Annotated in this window: 11 protein-coding genes; 2 read left to right on the top strand and 9 right to left on the bottom strand. The window is 53.4% G+C overall.

The window, feature by feature from the left end; translation table 11 throughout:
- Positions 1-15: 15 nt before the first annotated feature.
- The 3 genes from ACUTSU_RS17935 to rfaQ are packed head-to-tail and all read right to left on the bottom strand — an operon-like array spanning position 16 to position 3322.
- Positions 16-1113: a glycosyltransferase gene (locus ACUTSU_RS17935; protein ID WP_445654503.1), complete on the bottom strand. Its 1098-nt coding sequence runs from the start codon at positions 1111-1113 to the stop codon at positions 16-18.
- 2 nt (positions 1114-1115) lie between these two features.
- Positions 1116-2243 (bottom strand): glycosyltransferase family 4 protein, encoded by a 1128-nt coding sequence (locus ACUTSU_RS17930; RefSeq protein WP_445654502.1) that lies wholly within the window; start codon positions 2241-2243, stop codon positions 1116-1118.
- The gene (gene rfaQ / locus ACUTSU_RS17925; protein ID WP_445654501.1) at positions 2240-3322 is read right to left on the bottom strand and encodes a putative lipopolysaccharide heptosyltransferase III; all 1083 of its coding nucleotides are present in this window, start codon (positions 3320-3322) and stop codon (positions 2240-2242) included. Before rfaQ ends, ACUTSU_RS17930 begins: the two co-directional genes overlap by 4 nt.
- A gap of 211 nt (positions 3323-3533) precedes the next feature.
- Here rfaQ and ACUTSU_RS17920 point away from each other — a divergent pair, with 211 nt between their 5' ends.
- Entirely contained in the window at positions 3534-4490 is a 957-nt protein-coding gene (locus ACUTSU_RS17920) for a polysaccharide deacetylase family protein (protein ID WP_445654500.1), read from the top strand.
- A gap of 1 nt (position 4491) precedes the next feature.
- Positions 4492-5595 carry a glycosyltransferase family 9 protein gene (locus ACUTSU_RS17915; RefSeq protein ID WP_445654499.1) on the top strand — a complete coding sequence of 368 codons (1104 nt, stop codon included), beginning with the start codon at positions 4492-4494 and terminating at the stop codon, positions 5593-5595.
- On the opposite strand, the gene ACUTSU_RS17910 is transcribed toward ACUTSU_RS17915, so the two are convergent.
- The 6 genes from ACUTSU_RS17910 to rfaD are packed head-to-tail and all read right to left on the bottom strand — an operon-like array spanning position 5592 to position 11972.
- Positions 5592-6575 (bottom strand): glycosyltransferase family 2 protein, encoded by a 984-nt coding sequence (locus tag ACUTSU_RS17910; RefSeq protein ID WP_445654498.1) that lies wholly within the window; start codon positions 6573-6575, stop codon positions 5592-5594. The genes ACUTSU_RS17915 and ACUTSU_RS17910 overlap by 4 nt on opposite strands.
- A gap of 4 nt (positions 6576-6579) precedes the next feature.
- Positions 6580-7818 (bottom strand): O-antigen ligase family protein, encoded by a 1239-nt coding sequence (locus ACUTSU_RS17905; protein ID WP_445654497.1) that lies wholly within the window; start codon positions 7816-7818, stop codon positions 6580-6582.
- 27 nt (positions 7819-7845) lie between these two features.
- A complete protein-coding gene (locus ACUTSU_RS17900; RefSeq protein WP_445654496.1) occupies positions 7846-9009 on the bottom strand; it encodes a glycosyltransferase in 1164 nt (387 codons plus the stop codon).
- Positions 9006-9971 carry a lipopolysaccharide heptosyltransferase RfaC gene (gene rfaC, locus ACUTSU_RS17895; protein WP_445654495.1) on the bottom strand — a complete coding sequence of 322 codons (966 nt, stop codon included), beginning with the start codon at positions 9969-9971 and terminating at the stop codon, positions 9006-9008. The genes ACUTSU_RS17900 and rfaC overlap by 4 nt, the downstream gene beginning before the upstream one ends.
- Before the next feature lie 2 nt (positions 9972-9973).
- Entirely contained in the window at positions 9974-11020 is a 1047-nt protein-coding gene (gene rfaF, locus ACUTSU_RS17890; protein ID WP_445654494.1) for an ADP-heptose--LPS heptosyltransferase RfaF, read from the bottom strand.
- Positions 11021-11042: 22 nt separating this feature from the next.
- Positions 11043-11972 (bottom strand): ADP-glyceromanno-heptose 6-epimerase, encoded by a 930-nt coding sequence (gene rfaD, locus ACUTSU_RS17885; protein WP_445654493.1) that lies wholly within the window; start codon positions 11970-11972, stop codon positions 11043-11045.
- Positions 11973-12183 lie beyond the last annotated feature (211 nt).

Below are 12183 nucleotides of genomic sequence, written 5' to 3'. Positions count from 1 at the left end.
GATCCCCTGCCTTATTTATTTTTTGAGTGCCAGGTATTGCTGACAAATAGGCTCTAGTCCATAGCTCAACAGTTGTTGGTAATTAATCTCTGGTGGGGTAGCATAAATATCTGCCATTTTTCCCGCCAGTGATTTTTCATTGAGTTCCGCCAGTGCGTTATCCATTCCCGCTTTTTCCAGAATTTCCGCAGGCCCGCCGGGGCAACGGGTACTGACTACTGGGGTACCACAGAGTAACGCCTCCACCAGCACGTTACCAAAGCCTTCGCTGTCAGAGCTAAGTACCAGCAGCGATGCGTGCCGAATAAACGGGTAGGGATTGGCCTGGAAGCCGAGGAACAGCACGCGGTCTGCGATACCCAACTGGTTTGCCAGTTGTTTCACTTCCCCTACGCTGGTTTCGCTGCCGGTGCCAATCAATGCCAGCGGGGCTTGTATGCCCGATAGCGCATAGGCTTTCAGCAGGCGGTCGTGGCGCTTATGAGGATGAAAGCGGCCGACGTGTACCAGATAATCTTTGCCTGCCAGCTCACAGGGTTCCGCCGCCTGCTGCTCGATGGCGGCAATATCAAACGGATTATTGATCACCGCCAATCTGTTTGGGCGGATCGGCAAGTTCTGCTGTAAGTCGTTGCCCACGGCTTGTGAGACAGCAACGATATTCCTGCCTTGGTAAACCAGGGCGATTTTCCGTTGTTTGAGCCAACGATCCAGCCCCTTGCGATGGCCCAGATAGGAGGTCGACAGGATACCGTGAATGCAGAACCACAGGCGGTCTGACGAGAGCAACTTGCTGCGGCTGACGATGCGATCGGTTTTATGCAGGTTGGAGAACACCAAATCATAGGCACCCTGTTGGCGCTCGTTGTCGGCGATCGCCCGATCCAGTGCGGCGGCGCGGCGTGACAGTTCAGTCAGTTTGCGCCACGGCGAGCGGTTATGGTCCGCGACCACCTGATAGTGAATGCCTGCGGGGATCGGGTAGTTACAGACGTCGCGCAATGAAATCAGGCCGACGTCATGACCCATTTGCTGCATTCCCTGGCACAGGGTCAGCACCACTTTTTCAGCACCTCCGCCAGGCAGGCCGTCGATAATCATCAGAATACGCATAGTTAATCCAGCAGCCGGTTATAAAGGGAGATCAGCTGTTCCGACAGGCGTGCCGGAGTGGCCGACATGATACGCGCTCTTGCGGCCTCACCCATGGTGGAGCCCAGGGCCTGGCGTGGTAGCGCTGCGATCGCCGCGATCAGCGCGGGGACATCAAGGGCATCGGTAACAAAGCCATTTTGCCCCTGAGTGATAAACTCCGAGCCGCCGCAGGTGGTGCTGGTAATAACTGGCAGACCGCAGGACATGGCTTCCAGAATGACGTTGGGGAACGGATCGTACAACGTGGGCAGCAACAGCGCATCGGCGGCCTGATAGAACGGCAGCGTTCGTTTCTGCACCCCCATAAATCGCACCCGATCGCTGCAGCCCAGTGATTGCGCCAGCGCCTGATAACGTTTTTCCGCCTTATCCTTACCTACCACCAGCAGATAGCTGTCGGTCGCTGCGACGGCACGGATGGCAGCGGCCAGCCCTTTGCGTTCAAAGCCTGAGCCAACAAAAATCATGCAATGCGCCTGTTGAGGGATCTGGTATTGCCGGCGCAATTGCTGCCGCTGATCGGGCGTGGCGGGCGGAAATTTTTGATTATCAATGGCATTGTAGATCACCGTGATTTTATCGGCGGGGACTCCGAAGTCATCGATGATTTCCTGCTTAATCATTTCGGCATTGCAGATAACGGCCTTCAGCTCCGGTGCAGCGTACATTGCCCGTTCTGCGCACATCACGTAACGGTGATAGCGATTGGAGAACAACCATTTCCGGCGCCATTCCGGTAACAAACGTGCCCGTTGCAGTAACCAGCGGCGATGGACGCCATCACCGGCGCGGTAAATATCGCAGCCTGGGATACGTTCGTGGCTTTGCACCAGATCGAAGTTTTCTTTCTGCCACAGTGCTCTGGCCGCTTCGGCAAAGCCACGTTCACGGCTGATACGGCCGAATTTTAGCGGATTACACAGGTGAATATGCCAGTTTGGATTGGCGTCACCCTGCCATTCGCGGGTGATAACGTTCAGATCGAGGTCCTGCTGTTCCAACGCCTCAAGGGCACGGGAAACGAAACGCTCAGCGCCACCGTCTGGGCGGTATTTTTGGCGAACAATCGCCAAACGAAATGCTTTCATGAAAGCGTGCTCCGCGCGGCTGCAATCACCGCGTCTGTAGGAATAAGGTCCAGATAACGCTCATCGGTGCCAGTCTTGATGGCGTCCGGATCGGGTAAGTCGCCGTAGTCTCCGGCCCAAATCACGTGGCCAATGACCTGCCAGGGGCGCCAGAATACCAGTTTGGAAGGTCCAAACAGGGCTATGCAGGGGGTCTGCAGCGCCGCGGCCATGTGCATGGGCACCGAATCTACGCCGATAAACAGTTTAGCGTGGTCGATCAGGGCAGCCAGTTGCCTCAGCGTCAGTTGACCCGCCAGTGAAATTACGCCCTGTGGCGGGCAAAGTGCCAAAATGCGTTCCACCATTTCACGTTCTTTTACGTCCGGCCCGGAGGTGACCACCAATTGGTGACCATCGGCCTGTAGCGCGCTGATAGTGGCCGCCATTTTTTCTTCGCTCCAGCATTTGAAGAACCAGCGGGAGGTGGGTTGCACCACAATAAAATCACCGCTAATGCCTTGTTGCTGTAACAACTTCTCGCAGGTCTGCCAGTTCTGCGGCGGGTAGCTCATGGTCACCTGTTGGCTAAGATTTGGCAGGTTGAGCGGTTGTAACAGTGACAGGTTCTGTTCAACAGTATGCAATCGGGCGTGATCGCTCACCGGTACCAGATGGGTATGACAATGGCGCCATAAGAAGCCTCGCCGCTTGGGGAAATCGAACCCCAGCCGAATACGCGCACTGGTCAGGCGGGCGATAATGGCGCTACGCCACTGATCGGCCAGGTTGACCACTAGATCGTAGCCTTGGCCTTTGAGTTGCCGGATCAGATTAAGCTCGTGGCGCAGGTGGGCTTTCGTACCCTGTTTTTTCCACTGGCGATCGATAACGAAGATATTCGACAGCGCCGGTTGGCTGGCCAGCATCTCCTGGGTTTCTTTATACAGCAGTACGTCGATCTGCGCCTGCGGGTAGTTTTGCCGCAGAGTATTGATGACCGGCGTGATCAGCAACATGTCGCCGTGATGGCGAAGTTTAACGATCAGAATACGCTGTATCGAGGTATCAGGAGTTAGGGCTGGCGCGTCGTTCATCATGAGTCGCTTTCAGGGAAATCAATCTTTGATTCTAAATGACCCGATCGCATGTGGCTACTGTTGCTCGGTTTTCTTGCCGTGAAGCGAAAAAATTACTCTGAGGAGAGACAAAAGGTCTTCAACGTTGTCCAAACCAGGCAGTAAAGTCGTTTGCCCTGGCGAAAGGCCCTGCGTAACATAATGCATTCTGTTGATATCAGGCTCGATATTTATGACCAAACCGGCGTTTCTTATCACCATTGATACCGAAGGCGATAATTTGTGGCAAAACCACGATCGCATTTCGACCGAAAACACGCGCTTTTTGCCGCGCTTTCAGGCGTTGTGTGAGAAATATGGCTTTAAGCCGGTGTATCTCACCAATTATGAAATGGCGGTGGATGCAGAATATGTCGAGTTCGCCCGTGATGTGATTGCGCGTAATACCGGGGAAGTTGGCATGCATTTGCATGCCTGGAACAGCCCACCGCTGACGCCCTTAACCGACGACGACTGGCGACATAAACCCTATCTGATCGAATACCCGGCCGATCAAATCCGCGCCAAGGTCGATCATATGACCAAACTGCTGGAAGACAGCTTCCAGACCAAGATGCTCAGCCACCGTGCCGGGCGCTGGGCGTTTAATGAATACTATGCGGGTTTGCTGCTGGAATATGGCTATCAGGTAGATTGTTCGGTGACGCCGCGAGTGAACTGGCAATATTCCCCGGGTAACCCGCAGGGTAACGGCGGCACCGATTATCGTAACTTCCCGTCGCAGGCCTATTTTATCGATCCGGAAAATATCGCCAGGGCGGGTTCCTCATCGCTGCTGGAAGTGCCGATGAGTATCCAGTATAAGCATTCAGCGCTGATGAATACGCTTAAGCAGGGTTACGATAGCCTGCGTGGCAAACAGCGTTCACCGTCAGTAAACTGGCTGCGGCCCAGCGGCGGTAATCTGGAAAAAATGAAGTCGGTAGCTGAACGCTGCCTGGCGCAGGGGCATGACTACGTTGAATTTATGCTGCATTCGTCCGAGTTTATGCCCGGCGGCAGCCCTACCTTTAAAACGCAGCAGCATATTGAAGTGTTATATCGTGATTTGGAGCAGCTCTTTGCCTGGCTGCAGCAACGCACGGTGGGCATGACGCTGGCCGAGTATTATCAACTTAAAGTGAACTGATATGTCGAAAAAATGGAAAATTAAGGTCGCGGATTGGTTTTTGCGACGCTATACCGCAAAGTCCGGTCGTTTCCAGGACAAGGCGACTTTCGACAGTCGGCTGCAGTTTGACAATATCGTTATCTATTCCACCACGGCGCTGGGTGACTTTATGTTCAACACGCCTGCGCTGCGTGCGATGCGGGAGCGCTACCCTGACGCCCACATTACGTTGGTGGTGCATAAAAAGAACCAGGAACTGGTAGAGAACGGTCGCTATTACGATCGGGTGGTGTATTGGGACAGTAAAATCAAAACCATGCGCCCATTGCTAAAATCATTGCGCGAGCATCAGCCTGACTTGGCGTTGATCCTGCACTCACATCTGCCGTATGACATTATTAGTGCCGTCTTATCCGGGGCTAAATATATTATCAGGGATAACTACAGTTCCGGTATTTGCGGGCTTGAACCTTGGCTGACCAACTATATTTTCCATTACTACGGTCACTTTATTCGCCGCAAAATGGAGCTGATTTCAATTCTGGGCTGTCGAAGCGATGATCCCACCATGGAAATTCCAGCGCCTTATCAGCCAGGTGTCAAAAGTACTGAACATTGTACGATTGGGTTCCAGCTTGGGGCCTCTAGCGAGTCACGCTGCTGGCCGGTCTCGCATTTTGTCCGGTTGGCAGACGAACTGGTGGCCAGGCAGGCCAACGTACGCATAGTGTTGATTGGCGGGCCTTTTGATGAAGGCAAAGCGCGACAATTCCTGAATCAGGTCAGCCCTGAAACCCGGACATGCGTGGATAATCGGATTGGAAAAACGGGCTTGCAGGCATTATTGACGCTGATAGACAGTTTCCATGTGCTGATCACCGGCGATACCGGGCCGCTGCACTTGGCGGTGGCGCTGAAGGTTAAAACCATCAGTTTGTTCGTCACCGCCGATTCACGTTCTACCGGACCGATTCAGGATCCGGAGCTTCATCGGATTATTCAGGTTTCCCGTACCGGCTATACCATGCCACTGGAGGCGGAAAGCCCGATGGGGGTGATCCAGCCGCAGCGTATTTACGCCGAAGTGGTGGATCATCTGTCGTTGGATAAAGCGCGCGTTTAGCGCTTTTTCATTTGCCAGCGGATTTTTGACAGCCAAGAGTCTATGTGGGCGTAGCGCATTTGCCGGATCTTTTTTCGCGGTACGCCGCTGTTGCTGCAGACTTCAGCTAGGCGTTTGAAGGCACGTAGTGTTTCCGGCTCATAGTGATAGTAACCGTACAGCGCTTTCGACATCCCTCTGATTTCTGAAAAACAGTTCCCGAGCATCAGAGCCGCCAGCTGGCGCAGTGGCTCGTCATCTCGGTGCTGTTCGACAAAACTCAACATTTTCCCCGTCGCAAAAAGCATGTCCTCAATATCCTTGGGTTTGATATTGCGGGTGATCCCCTGACTGTTATCTCGATAGAAATAAAGCACGTGGTCGAGATGAGTAATTTTGCGCGTTTTGAAATATTGAAAAGGCGTGAAAATGACATCTTCATAGCGTCGACCGTCTTCGAATCGGTCACCTTCCAACAATGAGCGTCGATAGATACGGCTCCACAGGTGCCACATTGAGTAGGCAAATAACGAGGTGAGACAGGCCAGGCCCTGACCAGCAAAGTCATAAGTGCTGCTGCGGATCGCGGTGCCGACAGGCTGTACCGGCGGACTGTCAGCAAACTTCTGATAATTAAAATCGATCAGATCGTCTTCGTTTGCTTGCAGCAGTGGCCGCAGAATGGCCAGATAGTCGCTGCTCAGCAAGTCGTCGCCGTCGAGGAAGGTGACATAGCGCCCGGTAGCCAGCTGCAAGCCGACGTTGCGGGCGTGGGCGATACCGCTATTTTCTTGCGAAATAAAGATCACATGGGGATGCCGGTGTTCGGCTAAAAGTTGGCGCACCAGCGAGGCGGAATTGTCGGTCGATCCGTCATCAATGATGACCACCTCAATATCATCGCCGATCTGGTTAAACAGCGAGCTCAGGCTGGCAACGACGAAATTTTCGTTGTTGTAAAATGGCACGATAACGCTGAGCAGAGGCGGCGATGAGTTCATGAGGTTAATCCTGAGCGACTGACGTTTTTTTCACTGAAAGCACGCTGGCAACGATCGCCAGGCAAAAAATCGCCGTACCTTCAGTACTAAAGAATATGACGTCACTGAGCCCATAAACAAACAGGCTGAAGGTTACACCCAGCAACAGTGCATTGCGGTGAGGCTTTAATGAGGAAACAAATAAACCGATGTAGAGCGCCAGTAAAAACAGGGCCCCCCAGACGCCTTTGAGCGAGTAGGTCTCCAACAGCTCATTGTGCATATGAACATTGATATAAGGCATTACGCCATACAGTTCGGGCTGCTTGGCAACTATAGCTTTGATTTCCTCTCCGCGCTGTTCCGCTGATTGCCCCAACGGGGCCAGGTTTCCGGTACGCACACCGATTATTTGCATCGTAAGGCGTGACATAATGGAATTGTCGATTTCTGGATTATTCGCTTGCTGCATGTTGGTTTTAAAATCGGCAATACGCTGTTCAATTTGTGGTTTAAAGATGAACCCGCAGGCGACCAACAATAAAGGTACTGAAGCTATCAACAGGATTTTGTGCTTATGGGAAATCAGGTTTTTCGTCGCCAGTATCGACAGGCCTACCGCGACCGGGTAGACCAGCATTGCCGCCCGGGTGCCGGTCAGCACCAGCGTGGAGAAGGTGACCAGAAAGCCGATGATATACAGCGGAATGCGGTATTTCGTTCGCAGCATCAGAATCGCCTGCAACATGACCAGATTGATGGCGGTAATCAAATAGGCGGCAACGGTAGCGCGATCGAAGTTAATCTCTACGCGGCCAATATCCAGCCACAATCCCTGATAGAGGGAATAACCGTTGACCGCAATACCAGTCACCAACGCAATAACAATAAATGCGCGTTGCATGCAAAGGCGTTCATTTAACGCAATCAGCAGAATAAAGGCGGTGGCGATCTGCAACTTGCCGGTCGACATGTATGAGCGGTAAATATTGATGTAATCGCCCGGTTGTTTGAAGTGCTGCAACCAGAAAATGCTCCCCATACCTACGCAGAAAAACAGAACGGGTACGATAAGGTTTTTTTTGTTTTTAAAGTAATACTTCAGGTTTAAACAGACGGCGATAAATGAGATATAGCTGGCGACATAAAAAAGATTGCGCCCGGTGTCGGAACCGAAGGGGATAGAACAAAACGCGATAGCGCATCCCAAATAGATCAGATAACTGAAGACAGGGTGCGGTGTGGTTTCTTTAAGTAGTTGCATGGGACTGGGTTCCGGCTCGCATTAATATTAAGCAATAAATGATTTCAGCGCGTCGTCAAATTCTGTTTTGAACATAGCGTAGCTGAAATGTTCTGCCGGGTAACGCTGCGCATTTTGACTCATATTTTGATAGGTTTCCGGCACTATCAGCTTTTCCACTGCATCTGCGCACTCAAGATGTGACAGCAGTTTCGGCGTTACCAAGGTATCGCTGGCCGGATCATAGACATCGTGTGGGAAATCCACTTTGATGCCCGTTAGCCGTTGATGTTCTTCAATCGTTACCGAGGGGAGCAAGCCAATACCGCATTGTCCGTCTTGAATCACCTCGGGCTGGCCATCGACCAGCGGGAAAATCACCGGTACGCCGAAATATAACGATTCCATGCAGGATAAGCCGAAGGGCTCGGTGATCGGCGTACTCATATAGATATGTGTGCGGTTGAAGAAATCCGCGACGTTATCCTGAAAACCGCTGAAGATGACCCGGTCGCCCAGCTCGAGCTTTTCCGCCAAGGCTTCAAATTCTGCCCTGTCGGGTCCCTTGCCTGCAATTTCCAGAGTGACATCGTGCCCGCGGCGCAGCAGTTCCTGCATCATCAGTAACGACACGCTGATGCCTTTCAGGCTGACCAAGCGCGAGGCGGTGCCTATTCTGATCGGTTTGCTGAGTGGTTTCAGGCTATCGCTGATACCGGAGGGCGTTTTCAGTCGGTTGATCACCACGTGATTCGGGCAGGGTAAATTAAAGCGCAGTTCCATCACCCGTTTTGAGGCAAATGAGGCCGAGATCACCCCGTCCAGTATGGCGAGAAAACGCAAGGTTTTTTGATTCTTCGGATAGCGCCATGAACAGCCGTGATCGTAATACACCAGCTTGCCGCGTTTAGGTTTTCCAGCCAGGCCCGGTATCAGGTCCCAAACGATCACCACGTCGGCGTTGGCTCGCTCGATTTTTCTTTTCAGCAGGTATTTACGCAAAAACTGCGGGCAGCGCAGGGGTAGCGCGTTGAACAGTCGATTTGCAAAGGTCACTTTCTGGCCAGGCATTTGCCGACGTATTTCTTCGCCGACTTCACTGCTGATGCAAATCACCTCGTTACTGCCGTCGGTGGTGTCGTTGATATACTGCAGAAACAGGCGTTCGACGCCACCCATCTTCCCTAAATTGATAACGTGCAGCTTTTTCATCCAATAACCTTTTGCAACTCTGCCCAGACTGCGTCGGCGGTGAGGGTAGCCATGCTTTTTTCTGGGGAAATCAATGAGTGTTGATTCTGACCATAGCCGCCGATCAAGCCTGGATCGGTAGGGCCGAACAGCGTGATATTCGGTCTGTCGAGCGCGGCGGTCAAGTGGCTGAGGCCGGTATCAACCGAGACAACGGCTTTCGCTCCTGCCAGGACTTCGGCAACCTGTTGCAAACTGAGTTTTGGCAACACTTCTACGTGCGGAAAGCCTTCCGCCAGACGCAGCGCGCGCTGACGTTCGTGCTCTGCGCCCCATGGCAGTTTAATCTTTAGTCCGCTCGGTGTGGTTAATGCAATCAGATCGCGCCAATGAGCTTCCGGCCAGTGCTTGTCATCGCGGGTGGTGGCGTGCAAAAACACCAGATACTGCCCGGCGTCAGCCGGTGGGTGGTTGAGAAAGCGGGCCGCAATGGCGTAATCACCGTAGCTGTCCGGCTTGTCATAGCCCAGGCTTTTGGCGAACAGTTCACGTGTGCGTTCTACGGCATGTTGCTTTTTGTCGATGTCATGGCGGTGGTTATAAAACCAACTGGCGAAAGGTTCACGGGCACTTTTGCTGTCCTGGCCGTGCTTACTGCCTTTGGCGATGCGGGTGATCAGCGCGGAGCTTTTGATTAGCCCCTGGGCGTCGATCACGACATCATAGTCACGTTCTTGCACCACACGTTTAAAGTCGCAACGTTGCTGGCGGGTTTCGCTGCCGAACCAGTTTTTGCGCCAACGCCGGATCGCCACCGGGATCACGCGGTCTACCGCCGGGTGCCAGGTGGGGATTTGGCTGAAGCCTTCCTCCACCACCCAATCGAAGCGGATGCCGGGAATAGCCCGCATGGCGTCGGTCAGCGCCGGCAGGGTATGGAGCACATCCCCCATTGAGGAGGTTTTTACAATCAACACCTGCATGTTTATTCCTCGCTGGCGGCAAGTAACGGCGTCAGCGCGTCCAACACCTGCTGTGGCTGAATATCGATCAGGCTCTGATGATAACCCTGGTCGGCATCGCCTTTGCGTATCTTATGGTAACCACTGATTAAGCGGATCACTTTGGCCTTGTCGGACAGTGGTGGTGTAAAGTCCGGGCTGCTTGGACCGTACAAGGCAATCAGCGGCTTATTCAGCGCGGCTGCAATGTGCATCAGGCCGGAGTCGTTACTGACCACGGCCGAACAGGAAGCCAGCAGGATCACCGCTTGCTCAAGCTGGGTTTCCCCCGCCAGATTCATGCAAAAGCCGCGGGAGTCATCATCCAGCGCGGCCCGTATCTGCTCACCGGCTTCATTATCTTTGGCGGAACCAAACAGGGCGATTTGATAACCCTGGTCAATCAGCTTCTGTGCCAGTGTGGCGTAGTGATAGTGCGGCCAGCGTTTGGCCGGACCGAACTCGGCACCGGGGCAAAAGCCGATGATCGGCCGATGATCGGTCAGGTTGAAGGCGGCGGTAGTTTCGGCAATCTCTTCGTCGCTGACCTGCAGTTGTGGCCACAGTAGCGGCTGCGGCAGATCTTCTGCGCGTTGAATGCGTTGCTTGTCATAGGCTAGTGCGACATAACGCTGCACCATTAACGGGAAGGCGGCCTTGTCCAGTACGCGAATATCATTCAGCAGGCCATAGCGCATTTCCCCGCGCCAACCAACGCGCCGTGGTACCTGGGAAAAGAAGGGCACCAGTGCAGATTTGAAGGAGTTCGGCAGTACATAAGCGCGATCGTATCCGTTAGCGCGCAGGGCATGCCCGAGACGTCGACGCTCACCGAGTGCCAACGCGCCGTGGCCTAACGGCATTGACAGGGCCTGGTTGATCTCCGGCATACGTGCCAGCAATGGACGGCACCAGGCCGGCGCCATCACATCAATTTCTGCCGTCGGGTGCTCGGCCTTCAGGGTGCGGTAGAGACTTTGCGACATCATCATATCGCCAACCCATGAAGGGCCGATAACCAGTATTTTCATACCCTACGTTTGTTCCTTCAGCTTAAGCGGTGTGGTTCAACCAGGCCATGTACTCTTTCACGCCTTCGGCGACCGTTTTGAACGGTGCGTCATAGCCGGCGGCGCGCAGCTTGGTCAGGTCGGCCTGGGTAAACGCCTGATAACGACCTTTGAGTTTTTCCGGGAACGGGATGTTTTCCACTGTGCCTTTCTGATGGAAATCGACCACTGCGTCGGCCACCGCCTGGAAGGTTTCCGCACGGCCGGTGCCGCAGTTGAAGATGCCAGAGACACCGCTTTTCCAGAACCACAGGTTCACTGCCGCTACGTCGCCGACGTAGATGAAGTCACGCTTGAAGTTCTGGCTGCCGTCGAACAGTTTCGGGTTCTCGCCGCGGTTGATCTGACCATTCAGGTGGAATGCCACGCTGGCCATGCCGCCCTTGTGGCCTTCGCGCGGGCCGTAGACGTTGAAGTAACGGAAGCCGCAGATCTGTGAGTCTGCCTCAGGAAGAATTTCACGCACGTATTGGTCGAACAGGAATTTCGAGTAGCCGTAGACGTTCAACGGCTCTTCAAACTGGCGCTCTTCGATAAACTCTTCACGACCGCCGTAGGTGGCTGCAGAAGAGGCGTACAGGAACGGAATTTCGCGATCCAGGCAGTAGTGCAGCAGATCTTTAGAGTACTGATAGTTGTTGTCCATCATGTACTTGCCGTCCCACTCGGTGGTGGACGAGCAGGCACCTTCGTGGAAAACGGCGTCGATTTCACCCAGATCGTCACCGGCCACGATATTGGCGATGAAATCTTCTTTGTCGATATAGTCGGCGATGTCGAGATCGACCAGGTTGGCGAATTTGGTGCCATCTTTCAGGTTATCTACCACCAGGATATCGCGATACCCTGCGTCATTCAGCGCTTTAATGATATTGCTGCCGATCATGCCGGCGCCACCAGTGACGATAATCATTGGGTTACCCCTGTTATTCTGCCCGGTGGGACACGGTGTCCCACGCTCTATGCCGCTTATAATAGCATTTCATGCCGCTGCAAACATCGGACGGGCTCTGAATATCCCGTGATGTCGAGCACTGCGGTACTTTGCCGTGATATCTGCTGCAATTTTCATATTCTCTCTCGCTGATTCTCGTCAGTTTGGTTACAAATCAGTAAAATATGTT

Source organism: Serratia sp. NA_13 (genome assembly GCF_052691735.1).
Note: the sequence above shows the minus strand (reverse complement) of the source record. Positions and strands in the feature narration are given on the sequence as shown.

Coding starts and splice junctions, on each gene's coding strand:
- ACUTSU_RS17935 (WP_445654503.1), bottom strand. CDS start 1,113: ATGCGTATTCTGATGATTATCGACGGCCTGCCTGGCGGAGGTGCTGAA.
- ACUTSU_RS17930 (WP_445654502.1), bottom strand. CDS start 2,243: ATGAAAGCATTTCGTTTGGCGATTGTTCGCCAAAAATACCGCCCAGAC.
- rfaQ (WP_445654501.1), bottom strand. CDS start 3,322: ATGATGAACGACGCGCCAGCCCTAACTCCTGATACCTCGATACAGCGT.
- ACUTSU_RS17920 (WP_445654500.1), top strand. CDS start 3,534: ATGACCAAACCGGCGTTTCTTATCACCATTGATACCGAAGGCGATAAT.
- ACUTSU_RS17915 (WP_445654499.1), top strand. CDS start 4,492: ATGTCGAAAAAATGGAAAATTAAGGTCGCGGATTGGTTTTTGCGACGC.
- ACUTSU_RS17910 (WP_445654498.1), bottom strand. CDS start 6,575: ATGAACTCATCGCCGCCTCTGCTCAGCGTTATCGTGCCATTTTACAAC.
- ACUTSU_RS17905 (WP_445654497.1), bottom strand. CDS start 7,818: ATGCAACTACTTAAAGAAACCACACCGCACCCTGTCTTCAGTTATCTG.
- ACUTSU_RS17900 (WP_445654496.1), bottom strand. CDS start 9,009: ATGAAAAAGCTGCACGTTATCAATTTAGGGAAGATGGGTGGCGTCGAA.
- rfaC (WP_445654495.1), bottom strand. CDS start 9,971: ATGCAGGTGTTGATTGTAAAAACCTCCTCAATGGGGGATGTGCTCCAT.
- rfaF (WP_445654494.1), bottom strand. CDS start 11,020: ATGAAAATACTGGTTATCGGCCCTTCATGGGTTGGCGATATGATGATG.
- rfaD (WP_445654493.1), bottom strand. CDS start 11,972: ATGATTATCGTCACTGGTGGCGCCGGCATGATCGGCAGCAATATCATT.